This is a genomic window from Actinomadura rugatobispora (assembly GCF_055379765.1).
The window spans coordinates 8,466,743-8,485,088 of sequence record NZ_AP029191.1 but is presented as its reverse complement, the minus strand read 5'-3'; the positions used below and the strand labels follow the sequence as shown (position 1 = coordinate 8,485,088).

The following is an 18,346-nucleotide window of genomic DNA, read 5'->3' as shown; positions in this document are numbered from 1 at the left end:
TCATGGCCACTGCGTACACCCCGCAACCGACCGGCGACGGAGTCAGGGCCCGCGTCCAGCGCCTGGGCGGCCATCTGGCGGGCATGGTGATGCCCAACATCGGCGCGTTCATCGCCTGGGGTCTGATCACCGCGCTGTTCATCCCCACCGGCTGGCTGCCCAACAAGGATCTGGGCGAGCTGGTCGACCCGATGATCAAGATCCTGCTGCCGCTGCTCATCGGCTACACCGGCGGCCGGATGGTGCACGGCCAGCGCGGCGCGGTGGTCGGCGCCGTGGCCACCATGGGACTGGTGGTGGGCGCCGACGTGCCGATGTTCCTGGGCGCCATGATCATCGGCCCGCTGGCCGCGTACCTGATGAAGCTGTTCGACGGGCTGATCGAGGACCGCGTGCGGACCGGCTTCGAGATGCTGGTGGACAACTTCTCCGCGGGCATCCTGGCCGCCGCGATGGCGATCGCGGGGAACGTGGCGATCGGCCCGGTCGTGCGCACCTTCACCGAGGCCGCCGGGGACGCGGTCGGCTGGCTGGTCGACCACGACGTGCTGCCGCTGACCTCGGTGCTGATCGAGCCGGCCAAGGTGCTGTTCCTCAACAACGCGGTCAACCACGGCGTGCTCGGGCCGCTGGGCGTCCAGCAGGCGGCCGAGACCGGCAAGTCGGTGCTGTTCATGCTGGAGTCCAACCCCGGCCCCGGGCTCGGCGTGCTGCTGGCCTACATGTTCTTCGGGCCGCGCCGGCTGCGCCCCAGCACCCCCGCCGCCGCGATCATCCACTTCTTCGGCGGGATCCACGAGATCTACTTCCCGTACATCCTGATGAAGCCGCGGATGATCCTGGCCGCCATCGCCGGGGGCGCCACCGGCATCGCCATCTTCCTGGCCGCCGGAACCGGACTGGTCGCCACGCCCTCCCCCGGCAGCATCTTCGCCTACCTCGCCCAGACGCCGCGGGGCGTGGGCAACTGGGTCGGCGTCTACGGCGGGCTGCTGGCCTCGGCCGCCGTCTCGTTCGCGGTGGGCGCGGCGCTGCTGGGCTTCGGCAAGCTCGCCGAGGACCGGCCCTCCGGCGAGCAGGACTCCGGGGACGAGGCGGCCCCCGAAGGGAAGGACTCCGGGGACGAGGCGGCCGCGGCCACGGAAACGGGCACGAACGAAGACACCGGAACGGACACGGGCACCGCCCAGCAACCGGCCGCGCGCTAGCCGCGGCGGCCCCGACCACCCGACCCCCAGCGGAGGACCAGCATGGGAACCACCATCGAAGGCAAGGACATCCGCAAGCTCGTCATCGCCTGCGACGCCGGCATGGGCAGCAGCGTGATGCTGGCCGGGCAGCTGCGCAAGGCGCTGAAGAAGCAGCCGGTCGCGGTCGAGCACACCCCCGTCGACTCCATCCCGTCGGACGCCGACGTGGTCGTCTGCCACTCCGGGCTCGCCGAGCGGGCCCGGCGCGGCGCGCCCGGCGGCGCGGTGGTCGTCCCGTTCGAGATCTTCATCGGCGACCCCGCCGTCGACCGGGTCGTCAAGGCCATCAAGGACGGCGGTGCGCTCAGTGTCTAGCGCCGCGGGGTCCAGCGGCGCGGGGTCTGGCGGCGCGGGCGCGGCCGGGCTGCTCGATCCGGCCGCGATCCGCCTGGACGCCCGCGCCGAGGACCGCGACGACGCGGTACGGCAGTGCGGCCGGCTGCTGGTGGAGATCGGCGCGGTGGAGGAGGCGTACGTCGCCAGCATGCTCGACCGCGAGCGGTCGATCTCCACCTACCTCGCCGAGGGCGTGGCCATCCCGCACGGCACGGCCGCGGGCAAGGACGCCGTGCGCCGGGACGCGCTCGCGGTCGTGCGCTTCCCCGAGGGCGCGGACTGGAACGGCCACACCGTCACGCTGGCCATCGCGATCGCCGCGCGCGGCGACGGCCACATCGGCATCCTCGCCGAGCTCGCCCAGATCCTGATGGACCCCGGGCGCGCCCGCGCGCTGCGCGGGGCCACCGCGGCCGAGGAGATCGTCCGGCTGCTCCGTCCCGCCGACCAGGAAACCGACCCAGACCACGACCACGACGAGGAACAGGAGCCGGCACAGTGAAGGTCGCCCGCTTCCACGCCCCCGGGGACATCCGCCTGGAGGACGCCCCCGAGCCCGAGCCCGGCCCCGGAGAACTGAAGATCCGCGTCCGCAACTGCTCCACCTGCGGCACGGACGTCAAGATCTCCAGGTTCGGCCACCACCACATCGTCCCGCCCCGGGTGATGGGGCACGAGATCGCCGGCGAGGTGGTGGCCGCCGGGACCGGGACCGAGGGCTGGGCGCCCGGCGACCGGCTCCAGGTGATCGCCGCGATCCCCTGCGGGACCTGCGCGGAGTGCTCGCGCGGGCGGCGGACCGTCTGCTCCCGGCAGGAGTCGATGGGCTACCACTACGACGGCGGCTTCGCCGAGTTCATGATCGTCCCCGCCAAGGTCCTGGCCGTGGACGGGGTCAACCGGATCCCCGAGGGCGTCTCGTTCGCCGAGGCGTCGGTGGCCGAGCCGCTGGCCTGCGTGCTGAACGGGCAGGAGCTGGCGCGGGTCGGCGAGGGCGACGACGTGGTGGTGTTCGGCTCCGGCCCGATCGGCTGCCTGCACGTGCGGGTGGCGCGGGCGCGCGGCGCGGGCCGGGTGTTCCTGGTCGAGCTGAACCCCGACCGGCTGCACCGGGCCGCCGAGCTGGTCAAGCCGGACGCGGCGATCCTGGCGGACGGCACCGACCCGGTCGAGGCGGTCCGGGACCTCACCGGGGGCCGCGGCGCGGACGTGATCATCACGGCGGCGGCCGCGCACGCGCCGCAGACCCAGGCGCAGTGGATGGCCGCGCCGGGCGGCCGGATCAGCTTCTTCGGCGGGCTGCCCAAGGACGACCCGGTCATCTCCTGCGACTCCAACCAGGTGCACTACCGGGAGCTGACCATCGTGGGCGCCAACGGCTCCAGCCCGGCGCACAACGCCCGCGCGCTGGGGCTGATCGGCTCGGGCGAGGTGCCCGTGCACGATCTCGTCACGCACCGCGTCCCGCTGGCGCGCGTGCACGACGCCCTGGACCTCGTCGCGCGCGGCGAGGCGATCAAGGTCACCGTCGAGCCCTAGGGCGCGTCCCGGGGTCGGCACGAGCGGGGAGCGCATCCCCGGAAGGCAGGGAGAACGTGCCCGAACGCATCGTCGTCGTGGGGTCGGCGCAGGGGCTGCACGCCCGGCCCGCCAGGATCTTCGTCCAGGAGGCCGCGCGGCAGCCCGTGCCGGTCCTGATCAGCGCGGGCGGCAAGGCCCCGGTGCCCGCGGCCAGCATCCTGGCGGTGCTGGCGCTGGGCGCCGGGCACGGCGCCGAGGTGACGCTGAGCGCCGAGGGCGAGCACGCCGAGCGGGCGCTGGACGAGCTGGCCGAGCTGGTCGCCCGCGATCTGGACGCCGAGGAGCCCGGCGGGGCCGGGGCCGGGTGAGTCCCCGGGCTGCCGCCGCCGCATGACGGCTGTACGACAATGGTGTCCCCGTCACCACGTCCAGGGCAGGTGAGCCGACGACCATGTACGCCGAGGAACGGCAGCAGGCGATCCTCGCCCGGGCCCGCGCCGACGGCCGCGTCGACGTGGTCGCGCTGTCGGAGCTGTTCGCGGTGACCACGGAGACGATCCGGCGCGATCTGACCGTCCTGGAGCGGGCGGGGACGCTGCGCCGGGTGCACGGCGGCGCGATCCCGGTGGAGCGGCTGGGGTTCGAGCCGGCGCTGGCCGCGCGGGACGCCGTGCTCACCGAGGAGAAGGAGCGGATCGCCAAGGCGGCGCTGGCCGAGCTGCCCGACGAGGGCTCGGTGATCATCGACGCGGGGACCACCACCGCCCGGCTGGTGCAGCTGCTGCCCGCCGACCGCGAGCTGACCGTGATCGTGAACTCGCCGCCGCACGCCACCGCGCTGGCCGCCCGCGCCAACCTGACGGTGATCATGCTGGGCGGCCGGGTGCGGGCGCGCACCCTGGCCACGGTGGACGACTGGGTGCTGCGCCCGCTGGCCGACCTGTGGGTGGACGTGGCGTTCATGGCCACCAACGGCTGCTCGGCGGCGCACGGGCTGACCACCTCCGACCAGGCGGAGGCGGCGGTCAAGCGGGCGATGATCGCCTCGTCCCGGCGGCGGGTGCTGCTCACCGACCGCACCAAGATCGGCAACGACAACCTGGTGCGGTTCGCGGCGCTGTCGGAGATCGACGTGCTGATCACCGACACCGGGCTGGACACCGAGGTCGCCGCCGAGCTGGCCGCCGAAGGCCCCGAGGTCATCCGCGCCTGACCGGCCCGTCCGCCGGGGCGGCGTGGAGGCGCCCGGACAACCGACTGTACGGTTGGACAGGATCTGTGGCGATGTGAGGCGGAGGCACCCGGATGAGCCACCGTACGGACCCGGAGACGGGCGGGGAGAAGGGCGCGGGCTCCCCACCGGAGATCGTGCGGCTGTTCGACCTCGAGGCGCTGGACGGCGACGCCTTCCAGATCACCGCGACCGGAGGGATCGGGCGGGAGCGGCTGTTCGGCGGCCAGGTCGCGGCGCAGAGCCTGCGCGCCGCCTGCCTGACCGTCGGCGCCGGCCGGCTCCCCCACTCCCTGCACGCCTACTTCATCAGGCCGGGCACGCCCGGCGAGCCGCTGCGGCTGGACGTCGCGCGCACCCGGGACGGCCGGGCGTTCTCCACCCGCCACGTCACGGCCGCCCAGGGCGGCAAGCCCATCTTCGAGATGATCGCCTCGTTCCACGACCCGGAGCCGGGCTTCGACTGGCAGGCCGGACCGCGGCCGGACGCGCCGCCGCCCGGCCGCCTGGAGCCGCCGGAGTTCCCGGCGTTCATCCGGCATCCGCCCGGGTTCGAGTTCCGGGTGGTGAAGCCGCCCCGCCCGAACGGGTTCCCGATCCCGCACCCGTTCTGGATCCGGTGCCGGGAGCCGCTCGGCGACGACCTGACGCTGCACGCCTGCCTGATCACCTACCTGTCGGACATGGCCGTGGTCAGCAGTTCGCGGGCGCCGGGCTCGCCGCGCGAGCTGGCGGCGGCGGTCAGCCTGGACCACGCGCTCTGGTTCCACCGGCCCGCCCGGGTCGACGAGTGGCTGCTGTTCTCGGCCGACCCGGCGAGCAACTTCGGCGCGCGCGCCCTGGCCCGCGGCACGCTGCACACCGAGGACGGGGTGCTGGTCGCCTCGCTCGCGCAGGAGGCCCTACTGCGCCCTGCCGGCGGCTCCTGACCCGGGCGCGGTGCCGTCCACGAGCGGGAGGCGCAGCGCGGCGGGCGCGTGCGCGGGCACCGCCGGGTCGCGCGGCGCGACCCACTCCAGCCGCCGGTAGGCGGCGCCCGGCTCCGGCCGCGGGTCCGGCTCGCCCCGGTTCGGCCAGAACGCCATCGCCCGCTCGGCCTGCGCCGTGATCGTCAGGGACGGGTTGACGCCGAGGTTGGCCGTGATCGCCGAGCCGTCCACCACGTGCAGCCCGGGGTGCCCGAACACGCGGTGGTAGGGGTCGATGACGCCGGTCTCGGGCGAGTCCCCGATGACGCAGCCGCCGATGAAGTGCGCGGTGGTCGGGATGTTGAACAGGTCGAACCAGGTGCCGCCCGGGGTCGCGTCCAGCTCCTCGGCGAGCATCCGGGTGGCGTCGTGGCCGATCGGGATCCAGGTGGGGTTGGGCTCGCCCGTCCCCTGCCGCGCCGACAGCAGCCGGCGGCCCAGCAGGCCGCGCCTGGCCCGGACGGTGATGGAGTTGTCGTGGGTCTGCATGACCAGCGCGATGATGGTCCGCTTCGCCCAGTCCCGCAGCGACAGGCCGCGCAGGATGATCGTGGGGTGCCGGACGCTCTGCCCGGCGAACTTCGCCCAGCGCGGCAGGCGCCCGCCGCCGTCGACGAGCAGCGTGCGGATGGCGCCCATCGCGTTGCCGTTGAGCCCGTACCGGGTCGGCTCGATGTGGGTGTTCTCGTCCGGGTGGAAGGAGGAGGTGATGGCCAGCCCGGTGCTGTGGTCGACGTCCTTCTCGCGGTGCCACACGGTCATCCGCTCGACGCCGAGCAGGGCCTCGGAGTTGGTGCGGGTCAGCTCGCCCAGGCGCGGCGACAGGCGGGGCAGCCGTCCCTTGCCGCGCATCTCGTGCAGCAGGGACTGGGTGCCGTACGTGCCGGCGGCGAACACGACCTGCTCGGCGGTGATCGTGCGGCGGCGGAGCGGGAGGGCCCCGGTCCGCACGACCTCGATCTGGTAGCCGCCGCCGTCCCTGGGGGCGACGGCCCGGACCGTGGTGTCGGGCAGCACGGTGACGCCCTTGCGCTCGGCCAGGTAGAGGTAGTTCTTGGTGAGGGTGTTCTTGGCGTTGGCGCGGCAGCCGACCATGCAGGAGCCGCACGCGACGCAGGCGTTGCGGCTGGGCCCGGCGCCGCCGAAGTACGGGTCGTCGGCCTCCGCGCCCGGCTCGGTGCCCGGCTCGCCGAAGAACACCCCGACCGGCGTCACGTGCCAGGTGTCGCCGACGCCCATGCGCTCGGCGACGCGGCGCATCGCCTCGTCGGCGGGGGTGATCAGCGGGTTGGGCGTGACGCCGAGCATCCGCTGCGCCTGCTCGTAGAACGGCGCGAGCTCGTCCTGCCAGTCGGTGATGTGGCCCCACTGGCGGTCGGTGAAGAAGGGGCGCGGCGGCACGTACAGCGTGTTGGCGTACACCAGCGAGCCCCCGCCGACGCCCGCGCCCGCCAGGACCAGCACCTTGGCCTTGCCGCGGACGAGGTGGAACCGCTGGATGCCGCGCATGCCCAGCCGGGGCATCCACACGTACTTGCGCAGCCGCCAGTTGGTCTTGGGCAGGGAGCCCTCGTCGAAGCGGCGGCCGGCCTCCAGCACCGCCACCCGGTAGCCCTTCTCGGCCAGCCGCAGCGCGGCGACGCTGCCGCCGAAGCCGGACCCGACCACGACCACGTCGTAGTCGAAGCCCTCGCCGCCGTCGGTTCCCGCCATGAGCCGGTCGCCTCCTCCGTCGCCGCGCGCCGTCGCCCGGCCGAATCTGAACGACCGACTATCGACCCGCGGCGGCGGCAGCGCAATGTGCGCGCGGCATCACTTCGCGCGAGGGTTTGTCATCGCGCTGACAAGATCGTGCCCGGCGCGCACGGCGTCGCCGACCGACTCGCGGAGCAGGTCGCGGGCCGCCGCGGCGCCGCCGGCGAGCCGCTCGATCTCCTCGCGCGCCAGGTCGTCGCGGACGGTCGCGGCCAGCAGCTCGCGGTAGCGCTCGTTCTGCTCGGGCAGCCGCCGCACGACCTGCCACTCGTGGTACGCGTCGTCGAGGCCGCGCGCCTGCGCCGCGTAGGTCTCCAGGGCCTCGACGCGCTCGACGACCGAGGCGACCGACAGCTCCAGGGCGCGGTCCTGCGGCTCCAGCAGCGCCCGCACCCGCGGCGAGAGCCGCTCGGGACGCTGCGCGCGGCGCTCGCGGCGCAGCCGGGTGTGCTCGGCCAGCGCGACCGCGATCGCCCATTCCTGCCGGGGCAGCACGACGGTGTTGTCGACGTCGTCCAGCAGCCCGGCGCGGTGCGCCGCCGAGCCGAGCACCGCGTCGCAGGCCCGCTGCGCGCGTACCAGCAGCCGGGCCGCGGGCCGGTCGAGGTCGCCGGGCAGCAGGTAGCGGCCGTGGTACCGGCGGGCGGCCCGGGCGGCGGCCGGCTCGCGCAGGTGCCGCAGGATCCCGGCCGTCCAGCCGGTGAAGCTCACCGCGGCCAGCAGCACCGCCGCCTCGCCCTGCCCGGACAGGATCAGCAGGGCGTGGACGAGCGGCACGACCAGCATCGCCAGCAGGGCGGCGCGGCCCCACCCGAAGACCACGTCGACCAGGTCGTCCCCGTCCATCGCGGCCAGGAAGAACATGCGGATCCACCCGCCCGGCAGCACCCCGTAGAAGAGGGCGGCCGCCGGGACCCACAGGGCGCGCGCGGCGATCGTGCCCCGGCCGGTCCGGGGGCGCGGCGGGGCGGGCAGGCGGGCGGCGACCAGCCGTTCGGGGGCGGCGTCCAGGAGCGCGCGGTCCTCGGCGGGGATCTCGGGGTCGAGGACGGGCCGGGGGCGTCCGTCATCCGTCATGGCACTCCCACCGCTCGGGAACGAACCTGACCATCACCCCGTGCCTATCACGCGGAAAAGGGGCGCTCCAGATCCTCCACGAGATCTTCACAACTCGGCGGCGCCGGCCGCGCCGAGGGCCCTGCGCAGCGCCGCGGCGAGGTCACCTGGGCGGGGACGGGGCAGGATCGCGCCCAGGTGCGCATCGGGACGCACCAGCCACGCCTCCCCGGCCCTGACGCCCAGGCCGCGCGCCACGGCGCCGCCGGGATCGGCCACGACGTGCACCGGAGCCCCCGAGACGGCGCGGGCCTCGGCCACGAGGTCCTCGCCGTCACCGAGGCCGGGGGCGAGCAGCAGCGCGAACCCGTCCCTGAGCAGCCGGCGCAGCCTGGTGGCGCCGCCGGGGTCCCCGAGCGGCAGGTCCGGGACGATCACCCCGGGCGCGGGCGGCTGCACGGCGCCCTTCGGCGGCCGTCCCGCCGGCGGCGGCCGGGTCGGCTCGGGCGTGGTGAGCGGCGAGCCGCCGTACCAGAACGGCTCGGCGAACCGGCCCGAGTCCACGCCCCCGATCGCCGCCGGATCGGCCGCCGCCCGCTCCAGCGCCGCGATCCGGCGCGCCCGCGCCTCCTCCCCCTGCGGCACGAGGAAGCGCATCGTGGCGGCCGTGACGTCGAGGTTCTCCAGCGCCGCCGCGTGCCGCTCCAGGTGGTAGGTCTCCAGCAGCTCCGGCGGCGCCCAGCCGCGCAGCACGAACGCGATCTTCCAGGCGGCGTTCTCCGCGTCCGGCACCCCCGAGTTGAGGCCCCGCGCGCCGAACGGCGCGAACACGTGCGCGCAGTCGCCCGCCAGCAGCACCCGGCCCACCCGCATCCGGTCGGCCACCCGGGACTGGAAGCGGTACACCGAGCGCCAGAGCATCCGGTACGGCCGGTCCCCGATGATCTGCCGGACCCGCCGGTCGAGGCCGCCGCCCGCCTCCTCCTCGTCCAGCGAGAACCCGGGCGGCACCTGCCAGTCGATCCGGTACCGGGACCCCGGGCACGGATGGATGAGCACCTGGCGGCCCGGATTCCACGGCGGGTCGAAGTAGAAGCGCCGCTCGTGCTCCCAGCCGGGCAGATCCGCCTCCAGGTCGACGATCAGGAACCGGTCGTCGAAGCCCTCCCCCGGGAACCCGACGCCGAGCAGTTCGCGCACGCCCGGGGACCGCCCGCCCGAGCACGCCACCACGTAAGGCGCCCGCACCGCTTCCCCGTCCCCGCAGTGCACGGTCACCCCGCCGGCGTCCTGCTCCAGCCCGGTCACCTCGCAGCCCCACCGCACCTCGATCAGATCGGCGTGCTCGGCGACACAGGCGTCCAGGATCTCCTCGGTGCGGGACTGGGAGATGTTCACGCACGGCGGCAGCGTTCCCGGTTCCGCGAACCGCCACGAGAACAGCTCCCGGTCGCGGAAGTAGGTCCGCGCCGTCGTCCAGGCCAGCCCCTCCTCGGCCACAGCCTCCGCGCCCGCGTGGCACCAGATGTCCAGCACGTCGCCCTGCTGGCAGATCGACCGCGACCCCGCCGCCGCACGCCCCGGATGCCGCTCCAGCACCAGCACCCGCACCCCCCACCGAGCCAGCAGCAGGGCGGCCGTCAACCCGACAGGCCCCGCCCCGATCACGAGAACCCGGTCGCTCATCTCGTCAGTCCTGGAGTTCGGCCCAGGTCTCGCGGTCGCGTTCGGGGGTCCAGACGCGGGGGCGTTCGATGCCCTCCAGTTCGTCCCAGAGGCGGGAGACGTCGAACGGGAGGCAGTGCTCGAAGATCGGCCAGCCGCCGTAGGCGGGGGCGAGGGCGCCGTGCACGGCGGCGAAGGCGTCCTTGAGCGTGCCGCCGCGGTCGCGGACCTCGCCCACCTCGGCGATCATCACCTCGAGGAAGTCGCGGGTCTGCGCGATCGCGGCGCGCACCGCCTCGCGGCCGTGCGCGACCGCGCCGCGGCCGCCGATCAGAGTACGGGCGCCGAACGACTCCACGTGGTCGAGGGTGCCGGCGGCCCACTCGCGGTGGAAGGCGTCGCCGGTGTAGAGAGCGGCCTGGGTCTCCACCAGGTCGCCGGCGAACAGGATGTGCCGCCGCGGCAGCCACGCCACGATGTCGCCCTCGGTGTGGCCGCGCCCGCAGTAGGCCAGGTCGAGGTCGCCGCGGTCGCCGCCCAGGTCGATGGTGAGGGTGCTGGAGAACGTCACCGTCGGCCAGGTGAGCCCGGGGATGCCCTCGGGCTCCTTGAACAGGCGGGGCATCCGGCCGTACTCCGACTCCCAGTCCTGCCGGCCGCGCTCGGCGATCAGGGCGCGGGTGCGGTCGTGGGCGATGATCACGGGGGCGCCGAACGCGCTCGCGCCCAGCGTGCGGACCGCATGGTAGTGCGACAGCACGAGGTAGCGGATCGGCTTGTCGGTGTGCCGCCGCAGCTTCACCAGCCAGTCGCGGGCGGCGGCGGGGGTGGCGAGGGCCTCGAAGCAGACCAGGAAGTCCTCGCCCTCGACGGCGCCCACGTTGGGGTCGCCCTCGGCGGTGAGGGCGTACACCCCGTCGTCGAGCACCTCGAGGGTCTGCTCCTTGTCGGCCAGGTCTGCGGACGACGCGAACGGTCTGGGCATCGTTGCCCCCTTCACGGGATCGCCGGCGGTGCGGGGTTTCATTCCACCGCGCGGCGCCCGGCAATCCCGGGTGAGAAAGATCTTGCGCGGGGAATGGTCTGCAGCGTGGACGTCGCGCTGGGTCTGCTCGCCGTCGTACTGCTGACCGCTGCGACGGGCTGGTTCGTCGCGCAGGAGTTCGCGTTCGTCACCGCCGACCGGTCCGAGCTGGAGCGGCGGGCCCGGGAGGGCGACCGGAACGCCGCCCGCGCCGTGCGGGTGATGGGGCGGGTGTCGTTCATGCTGTCGGGCGCCCAGCTGGGCATCACGGTGACCGCGCTGATCGTCGGGTTCATCGCCAAGCCGGCGCTGGCCGACCTGTTCGCGCCGGGGCTGGCGGCGGCCGGGGTGCCGGCCGCGGCGGTCGGCGGGATCGCGGTGGCCGCCGGGTTCGCGCTGGCGACCGTCGTGCAGATGGTGCTGGGCGAGCTGCTCCCCAAGAACCTGGCGCTGGCCAGGGCGGAGCCGCTGGCGCGGGCGCTGGCGCGCTCCACGCTGGTGTACCTGGCGATCGCCTCCCCGGTGATCCGGCTGTTCGACGCCGCCGCGGGCCGGCTGCTGCGGGCCGTGGGGATCGAACCGGTGGAGGAGCTGCACCACGGCGCGACGCTGGAGGAGCTCGGCCACATCATCGGGGAGTCCGGGGAGGAGCTCCAGGAGGGGCAGGACCTGCTGGAGCGGGCGCTGGCGTTCCCCGAGCGGACGGCCGAGGAGGTCATGGTGCCCCGGGTGGACGTGGTGACCGTCCCGGCGGCGGCGACGGCCGACGGGCTCACCGACATCATCACGGCGCACGGCCACACCCGCTACCCGGTGGTCGGGGACAGCGTGGACGATCTGGTCGGGCTGGTGGGGCTGGAGGAGCTGGTGCGGCTGGACCTCGAGGAGGCGGCGCGCACCCGGGTGGGCGACGTGTGCCGTCCCGCGCCGCTGCTGCCCGCGACGCTGCCGCTGCCGGAGGTGGTGGCGCGGCTGCGCGACGGGGAGGGCGCGATCGCCTGCGTGGTCGACGAGTACGGCGGGTTCGCGGGCCTGGTCACCTGGGAGGACGTGGCGGAGGAGCTGGTCGGGGAGATCGCCGACGAGAACGAGGTGGGCGAGGACCTGGCGGTGCGCCGCGGCGACTGGTGGACGACCGACGCCGGGCTGCGGGTGGACGAGGTCGCGCACGAGACCGGGATCGCGCTGCCCGCGGGCGGCGACTACGAGACGGTCGCCGGGCTGCTGCACAAGCGGCTGGGCCGGATCGCCGAGCCGGGCGACGTGGTGACGGTGGACCTGGCGCCGCGGCGGCTGGGCGAGCCGCCGCGGCGCGCGGTGGTGGAGGTGCTGTCGGTGCGCCGGCACGTGCCGGAGCTGGTGCGGCTGCGGGTCGAGGACGTGCCCGCGGGACGGGGCGGGTGATCGGGCCGTGGACCTCTCCACCGGGGTGCCGCTGACCGTGGGGCTGCTGGCCGCCAACGGGTTCTTCGTGGCGGCGGAGTTCGCGCTGGTGGCGGCCAAGCGGCCGCGGCTGGAGCGGGCGGCGGCGCGGGGCAGCCGGACGGCGGCGGCCGCGGTGGCGGGGATCGGCGAGCTGTCGCTGATGCTGGCGGGGGCGCAGCTGGGCATCACGATGTGCTCGCTGGGGCTGGGCCTGGTGTCCGAGCCGCTGATCGCCGAATCGCTCGCCCCGCTGTTCCACGCGGCGGGGCTGCCGCACGGGGCGGCGCACGCGGTGGCGTTCGTGCTGGCGCTGGGGCTGGTGACGTTCCTGCACATGGTGGTCGGGGAGATGGCGCCCAAGTCGTGGGCGATCATCCGGCCGGAGCGGTCGGCGATGATCCTGGCGCCGCCGTTCCGGGCGTACGCCGCCGTGGTGCGGCCGGTGCTGGCGGCGCTGAACGCGGTCACCAACCTGCTGCTGCGGCTGGTGGGGGTGCCGCCGCGCGACACGGTGAGCGTGTCGCGCACGCCCGAGCAGCTGCGCAGCCTGGCGGTGGAGTCGCGCCGGCTGGGGCTGATCGAGGAGACCGATCTGCATCTGCTGACGGCCGCGCTGGACGCGCCGCGCACGCCGCTGTCGGGCCTGGTGATCCCGCTGTCGGAGGTGGTGTCGGTGCCGCCGTCGGCGACCGCGGCGGAGATCGTGGAGACGGCGGCGCGGACCGGGCGGCTGCGGCTGATGCTGCGCGGCGCGGCGGAGGGCGGGCCGCCGCGGATGGTGCATGTGCGGGACGCCTACCTGGCGCGGGCGCGGGGGCGCCGGGCGACGGCGGGCGGGCTGGCGCACCCGGTGCCGGCGCTGGCGGCGGCGACGCCGGTCGCGGAGGCGGTCACGACGCTGCGCGCCCATCACAGCCATCTGGGCCTGGTGCGGGAGGCCGACGGCCGGATCGCCGGCCTGATCAACCTGGACGATCTCCTCTCCACCCTTGTCAACGTCGGTTGACAAGGATCGAGTGTCAACCTACATTGACACCATGGACGACGGAGTGAGGCTCGCCCAGGAGGCGGGCAGCCGGGACCCGGCCGTCGGGCTGCGGGCCGTGCGGGCGCTGCGCGAGCTGGCCGACCGGCTGGAGGCGCTGCAGGTCGCGGGGGCGCGCGAGCAGGGCTGGTCCTGGCAGGAGATCGCGGTCTGCCTCGGCGTGAGCCGGCAGGCCGTCCACAAGAAGCACGGCGGAGGCCGCCGTGTCCTCAAGAAGGAAAGGTGACACGGGGATGTTCGAGCGCTTCACCAAGGAGGCCCGCGCCGCGGTGACGGGGGCGCAGCAGGAGTGCCGCGCCACCTCCGGCCGCAGGATCGGCACCGAGCACCTGCTGCTGGCGCTGCTGCAGGGCGACGGCCCGGCCGCCCGCGCCCTGCGCGACCACGGGCAGGAGCCCGGCGCCCTCCGCGCCGCCGTCGTCCGCAGGGCCGGGGCCGGCGACATCGACGCCGAAGCGCTGCGCACCCTGGGCATCGACCTGGACGCGGTGCGCCAGGCCGCCGAGAGCAACTTCGGCGAGGGCGCGCTGGACGCCCCCGCCGGCCGCTTCCGCAAGGGGCACATCCCGTTCGCCCCCGAGACCAAGAAGGCGCTGGAGCTGGCCCTGCGGCACGCGATCCGGCTCAAGCACGGCCACATCGGCGGCGGCCACCTCCTGCTGGGCCTCCTGCACGACAACGAAACCGAGGCGGTGCGCCTCCTGGCCGCCCAGGACGTGCACGTCGCCGCCCTCCGCGCCGACGTCACCCGGCTCATCACGGCCGACGCCGCCTGACCCGCCCCGGCCCGGCTTCACCCGCGGCGCCGGGCCGCGCGGCCGCACCCCGAACCCGACCCCGCCGTAGTTGCGCCGCTCCATCCGATCACGGCGGCCACCGGTCCCCGCAGGGATCTTCGACAGGCTCCTCAAACGTTACGTGATGCTAGAGTCACGGATTGTGAAAATAGCGGTACAGGTGAAGCTGCTGCCGACGCCCGAGCAGGCGGCTGTGCTGAGCCACACCCTGCGGGCCTGCAACCAGGCCGCCGGCCAAGCGGCACAGATCGCGTTCGAACGGGGTGCGTTCTCTCGAGCCGGGTTGCAGAAGCTGTTGTACTGCCAGATGAAGGCACGGGGCCTGTCGGCCCAGCCCGCCCTGCATGTGATCCGCAAGACCGCCGACGCCTACACCACCCTGCACGCCCAGATCCGCGCCGGGCTCCTGGGCGAACGGGGCTCACCACGGCGGACCGAGGCCACCTCCAAGCCGATCGGTTTCCGGCCGGATGCCGCACAGCCGTTCGACGATCGGTGCCTGTCTTGGCAGCTTGACACCCGCACCGTGAGCATCTGGACGATCCGCGGCCGGATGAAGAACCTGTCCTTCACCGGTGAGCCGTCCCAGCTGAAGACCCTGGCCGAGCATCGCCGGGGCGAGTCGGACCTGGTGTGCCGGGACGGGAAATGGTTTCTGATGGCGACCTGCGAGGTGCCCGAGGCCGAACCGTACGAGCCCGCCGATTGGATCGGGGTGGACCGCGGCATCGCGAACCTGGTTACAACCAGCGACGGGCACAACCACCAGGGCCGGAGCCTGGAACGCTACCGGCGCCGGATGGCGCGGGTGCGGGCCGAACTACAGGCCAAGGGCACCAAGTCCGCCAAGCGCAAACTCAAGAAGCGGGCGCGCCGGGAGGCCCGGCACGCCGCCCATGCGAACCACACGATCGCCAAGACGGTGGTGGCCGATGCCCAACGCACCGGACGCGGGATCGCCCTCGAAGACCTCAAGGGCATCCGCGACCGGGTACGGCTCAGGCGGCACCAGCGGGCCACCCTCGCGTCCTGGCCATTCCACCAACTCGGCACCTTCATCGGCTACAAAGCCCGGCGTGCCGGGGTGCCGGTGATCGAGGTGGACCCTGCCCACACCTCCCAGGGGTGCCCGCGCTGCTGGCACGTCACCAGAAGGAACCGTCCCACCCGGGACGTCTTTTACTGTATGGTCTGCGGGCTCGCTGGCCCGGCCGACCACATCGCCGCCGTGAACGTCCGAAGACGCGCACGAACGGCGTGGGTGTTCGTCAACCCGCCCCATGCAGCCGTGTCACCGCCCCATCGTCAGAGGCAGTCACGAGCCGCAAGCCCATCCCTTTTCAGGGGCGGGCAGTTGACTCCGGGCAAAGTCTTCGGCGACCCCGCGTCCTGACCGCATGGCCCCCGCCGGCGCGGGTAGGGCGGGCTGCACCGATCCCCGCAACCGACGGAGGCAGTCATGCGCGTCGTGGTCGTCGGCGCCACCGGCAACGTGGGCACCAGCACCGTGCAGGCGCTGGCCGCCGACCCGGCGGTCACCTCGATCCTGGGGCTCGCCCGGCGCCGCCCCGGACTCAAGGTCGACAAGACCCGGTGGGCCGTGGCCGACGTGAACACCACCGACCTGGTCCCGCACTTCCGGGGCGCGGACGCCGTCGTCCACCTGGCCTGGCTGTTCCAGCCCACCCACGCGCCCCTGGTCACCTGGCGGGCCAACGTGCTCGGCAGCGCGCGGGTGTTCATGGCCGTGGCCGAGGCGGGGGTGCCGGCCCTGGTGTACGCGTCGTCGGTGGGCGCGTACTCCCCCGGCCCCAAGGACCGCGGCGTGGACGAGACCTGGCCCACGCACGGCTGGCCGGCCGCCGCCTACAGCCGCGAGAAGTCCTATGTGGAGCGGCTCCTCGACGGGTTCCAGGCCGAGCATCCCGAGTGCCGCGTGGTGCGGATGCGGCCGGGGTTCATCTTCAAGCGGGAGTCGGCCGCCGAGCAGCGCCGCCTGTTCGCGGGACCGTTCCTGCCCGGCCCGCTGGTGCGGCCGGGGCTGATCCCGATCGTGCCGGACCTCCCCGGGCTGCGCTTCCAGGCGCTGCACACCGCCGACGCGGGCGACGCCTACCGGCTGGCGGTCGTCCAGGACGTGCGGGGGCCGTTCAACCTGGCGGCCGAGCCGGTGATCGGCACCGGCGAACTGGCCGAGCTGCTGAAGGCCCGGAAGGTGCCGGTGCCGGCCCGGGGCGCCCGCGCGGCGCTGCGCGCGGCCTGGACGATGGGCATGGTGCCCGCCTCGCCCGACCTGCTCGACCTGGCCCTGCACGTCCCGATCATGGACACCGCGCGGGCCCGGGCGGAGCTGGGCTGGTCGCCCGCGCACACGGGCATGGAGGCGCTGCGCGACTTCCTGGCGGGGCTGCGCACGGACGCGGGCATGGACACCCCGCCGCTGGCACCGGGGACGGGCGGCCCGATGCGGCTGCGCGAGCTGATGACCGGCGTGGGCCGCCGCCCCTGACGCCGCCCCGGGAACAGGGTCCCGTCACCGCGGTTGACCTCGACCACGCTTGAGGTCGCACACTCGTGGTGAGGAGGTGCCCGACATGTCCATCCAGCTCGATCACATCATCGTCCCCGCCCGGGACAAGAAGGTCTCGGCCGAGTTCCTCGCCCACGTCCTGGGCCTGGAGGTCGGCCCCAGGACCGGCCCGTTCCTGCCGGTGAAGACGGGCAACGGGGTGACGCTCGACTTCATGGACTCCGACGACTTCCGCTGGCAGCACTGCGCCTTCCTGATCCCCGACGAGGAGTTCGACGGCGTCTTCGCGCGGATCAAGGAGTCCGGCGCCCGCTACTACGCCCACCCGGACGGCAGCGGCCCCGGCCAGATCAACACCCGCGACGGCGGGCGCGGCGTCTACTTCGACGACCCGTCCGGGCACGCCATGGAGGTCCTGACCGTCCCGTACGGCGGCTGGTCCTGACCCCGGGGGCGGGTTCCTGGACGCGGCGAGCGCCCTGTTCGCCGAGCGGTTCGACGTCTCGCGCGCCACCGTCCACCGCCATGTCAAAACCGGGTTGTGAGACTCTGGATCACGTGGACGGCGACGAGGTCTGGTGGCGCGCCGACGAACTGGAGGCCGGCGGCGATCGCGAGGGCGCCCGCGCGCTGTACCTGGAGGCCATGGCCGGGGGCGTGACGGGCGCCGGGGTCGAGTACGGCGTCGCCCTGCTGCGCTGGGGCGAGGACGCCGCCGAGGCGGAGCGGCTGTTCCGCGCGTCCATCGCCGCCGGCGAGGACTGGAACGGCGACGAGCGGCTGGGCGAGCTGCTGCGCGACACCGGGCGGGCCGAGGAGGCCGTGGAGATGCTGGGTGCCCGCCTGGGCGAGGGGCACCTCCACCTGGCGAGGCTGATGGCGAACATCCTGGCCGGGGACCCGCTGCGGCACGCGGAGGCCGAGCAGTGGTACCGCGTCGCGCTCGACGACGAGGACCCCTACGCCGCCAACGATCTGGGCGCCTTCCTCAGCGAGCGGCCGGGGCGGGAGGAGGAGGCCCGCGTGCTGCTGCTCCGGGCGTACCTGGCCGGCGACGACCTGGCGGCGGGCAACCTGGGCTCGATGGCCTCCGATGACGGCGACACGGCCGAGGCGATCCGGTGGCTGCGCATCGCCGTGGAGGAGGGCCGGGACGCCAAGCTGCTGCAGCTGTCCAAGCTGGAGGACGAGGCCGGCGACGCGGCGAGCGCCGCCCGGCGCATCCGCCGCGCCATCGGGCTCGGCCTCGCCGGCGCGCACACCGCCTACGCCCGGCACCTGCAGCGCAACGGCGAGGAACCGGTGGTGATCGAGGCCGCCCACCAGATCGCGGTGGAGGCGGCGGACGAGGACGCCGACTACTGGTACGCGGCGTGGCTGGAGGTCCGCGACCGCCTGGAGGAGGCGCTGCGCCACTACGGCCTGGCGGCCGAGGGCGGCGACCGCGACGCCTACCTGCGGCTGGCCTACGTCCTGCACGATCTGGACCGGGACGAGGAGGCCGAGGTCCGCCTGCGCGAGGGGACCGAGCTGGGCGACCCGCACTGCGCCGTCGCCCACGCCCATCTGCTCCTGGACCAGGACCGCGCCGGCGAGGTGCCCGCCGTCCTCGAGCGCGCCACCGCGCTGGGCGCCGACCTTGAGGAGATCGAGGGGCTGCGCGGCCTCCTTCCACCGCGCTGATCCGTCCGCCCGCCCGGCCCTTGGTCTACCGTGCTGTAGATCGTCGGCGACGAGGGGGAG

19 protein-coding genes are annotated in these 18,346 nt (G+C 74.4%); 15 read left to right on the top strand and 4 right to left on the bottom strand.

The window, feature by feature from the left end; all coding sequences use genetic code 11:
• The first annotated feature begins 2 nt into the window (after positions 1–2).
• The 7 genes from mtlA to ACZ466_RS38055 all read left to right on the top strand — a co-directional run bounded on the left by mtlA (position 3) and on the right by ACZ466_RS38055 (position 5,267).
• Positions 3–1,208, top strand: coding sequence for a mannitol-specific PTS transporter subunit IIC (mtlA, locus tag ACZ466_RS38085; protein WP_378281772.1), 1,206 nt, complete (start codon positions 3–5; stop codon positions 1,206–1,208).
• 42 nt (positions 1,209–1,250) lie between these two features.
• Positions 1,251–1,565 carry a PTS lactose transporter subunit IIB gene (locus ACZ466_RS38080; protein WP_378281771.1) on the top strand — a complete coding sequence of 105 codons (315 nt, stop codon included), beginning with the start codon at positions 1,251–1,253 and terminating at the stop codon, positions 1,563–1,565.
• Entirely contained in the window at positions 1,549–2,088 is a 540-nt protein-coding gene (locus tag ACZ466_RS38075; protein ID WP_378281770.1) for a PTS sugar transporter subunit IIA, read from the top strand. The genes ACZ466_RS38080 and ACZ466_RS38075 overlap by 17 nt, the downstream gene beginning before the upstream one ends.
• Positions 2,085–3,125 (top strand): zinc-dependent dehydrogenase, encoded by a 1,041-nt coding sequence (locus ACZ466_RS38070; RefSeq protein WP_378281769.1) that lies wholly within the window; start codon positions 2,085–2,087, stop codon positions 3,123–3,125. The genes ACZ466_RS38075 and ACZ466_RS38070 overlap by 4 nt, the downstream gene beginning before the upstream one ends.
• Before the next feature lie 56 nt (positions 3,126–3,181).
• Entirely contained in the window at positions 3,182–3,475 is a 294-nt protein-coding gene (locus ACZ466_RS38065; RefSeq protein ID WP_378281768.1) for an HPr family phosphocarrier protein, read from the top strand.
• A gap of 83 nt (positions 3,476–3,558) precedes the next feature.
• Complete coding sequence (locus tag ACZ466_RS38060; protein ID WP_378281767.1) at positions 3,559–4,320, top strand: DeoR/GlpR family DNA-binding transcription regulator; 762 nt, start codon at positions 3,559–3,561, stop codon at positions 4,318–4,320.
• Positions 4,321–4,412: 92 nt separating this feature from the next.
• The gene (locus ACZ466_RS38055; RefSeq protein WP_378281766.1) at positions 4,413–5,267 is read left to right on the top strand and encodes an acyl-CoA thioesterase; all 855 of its coding nucleotides are present in this window, start codon (positions 4,413–4,415) and stop codon (positions 5,265–5,267) included.
• Here ACZ466_RS38055 and ACZ466_RS38050 read toward each other — a convergent pair.
• From ACZ466_RS38050 to ACZ466_RS38035, 4 genes are all read right to left on the bottom strand, one after another.
• Positions 5,241–7,019 (bottom strand): FAD-dependent oxidoreductase, encoded by a 1,779-nt coding sequence (locus ACZ466_RS38050; RefSeq protein WP_378281765.1) that lies wholly within the window; start codon positions 7,017–7,019, stop codon positions 5,241–5,243. The two genes, ACZ466_RS38055 and ACZ466_RS38050, sit on opposite strands and share 27 nt — an antisense overlap.
• Before the next feature lie 99 nt (positions 7,020–7,118).
• On the bottom strand, positions 7,119–8,138 hold the full coding sequence (locus ACZ466_RS38045; protein WP_378281764.1) for a hypothetical protein: 1,020 nt from the start codon (positions 8,136–8,138) through the stop codon (positions 7,119–7,121).
• An 87-nt stretch (positions 8,139–8,225) separates the two neighbouring features.
• Positions 8,226–9,803 (bottom strand): FAD-dependent oxidoreductase, encoded by a 1,578-nt coding sequence (locus ACZ466_RS38040; RefSeq protein ID WP_378281763.1) that lies wholly within the window; start codon positions 9,801–9,803, stop codon positions 8,226–8,228.
• A gap of 4 nt (positions 9,804–9,807) precedes the next feature.
• Positions 9,808–10,767 carry an MBL fold metallo-hydrolase gene (locus tag ACZ466_RS38035; RefSeq protein WP_378281762.1) on the bottom strand — a complete coding sequence of 320 codons (960 nt, stop codon included), beginning with the start codon at positions 10,765–10,767 and terminating at the stop codon, positions 9,808–9,810.
• Between the two features lie 105 nt (positions 10,768–10,872).
• Here ACZ466_RS38035 and ACZ466_RS38030 point away from each other — a divergent pair, with 105 nt between their 5' ends.
• The 8 genes from ACZ466_RS38030 (at position 10,873) to ACZ466_RS37995 (ending at position 18,286) form a co-directional block, all read left to right on the top strand.
• On the top strand, positions 10,873–12,210 hold the full coding sequence (locus tag ACZ466_RS38030; RefSeq protein WP_464041840.1) for a hemolysin family protein: 1,338 nt from the start codon (positions 10,873–10,875) through the stop codon (positions 12,208–12,210).
• 7 nt (positions 12,211–12,217) lie between these two features.
• The gene (locus ACZ466_RS38025; RefSeq protein ID WP_378281760.1) at positions 12,218–13,237 is read left to right on the top strand and encodes a hemolysin family protein; all 1,020 of its coding nucleotides are present in this window, start codon (positions 12,218–12,220) and stop codon (positions 13,235–13,237) included.
• Between the two features lie 31 nt (positions 13,238–13,268).
• Positions 13,269–13,502 carry a helix-turn-helix domain-containing protein gene (locus ACZ466_RS38020; RefSeq protein WP_378281759.1) on the top strand — a complete coding sequence of 78 codons (234 nt, stop codon included), beginning with the start codon at positions 13,269–13,271 and terminating at the stop codon, positions 13,500–13,502.
• Between the two features lie 7 nt (positions 13,503–13,509).
• Positions 13,510–14,052 (top strand): Clp protease N-terminal domain-containing protein, encoded by a 543-nt coding sequence (locus tag ACZ466_RS38015; RefSeq protein ID WP_378281758.1) that lies wholly within the window; start codon positions 13,510–13,512, stop codon positions 14,050–14,052.
• A gap of 181 nt (positions 14,053–14,233) precedes the next feature.
• Positions 14,234–15,466 (top strand): RNA-guided endonuclease InsQ/TnpB family protein, encoded by a 1,233-nt coding sequence (locus ACZ466_RS38010; protein ID WP_378281757.1) that lies wholly within the window; start codon positions 14,234–14,236, stop codon positions 15,464–15,466.
• A gap of 66 nt (positions 15,467–15,532) precedes the next feature.
• On the top strand, positions 15,533–16,582 hold the full coding sequence (locus ACZ466_RS38005; protein ID WP_378281756.1) for an NAD-dependent epimerase/dehydratase family protein: 1,050 nt from the start codon (positions 15,533–15,535) through the stop codon (positions 16,580–16,582).
• 85 nt (positions 16,583–16,667) lie between these two features.
• Positions 16,668–17,048 carry a VOC family protein gene (locus tag ACZ466_RS38000; RefSeq protein WP_378281755.1) on the top strand — a complete coding sequence of 127 codons (381 nt, stop codon included), beginning with the start codon at positions 16,668–16,670 and terminating at the stop codon, positions 17,046–17,048.
• A 113-nt stretch (positions 17,049–17,161) separates the two neighbouring features.
• Positions 17,162–18,286 carry a tetratricopeptide repeat protein gene (locus ACZ466_RS37995; protein ID WP_378281754.1) on the top strand — a complete coding sequence of 375 codons (1,125 nt, stop codon included), beginning with the start codon at positions 17,162–17,164 and terminating at the stop codon, positions 18,284–18,286.
• Positions 18,287–18,346: the final 60 nt, after the last annotated feature.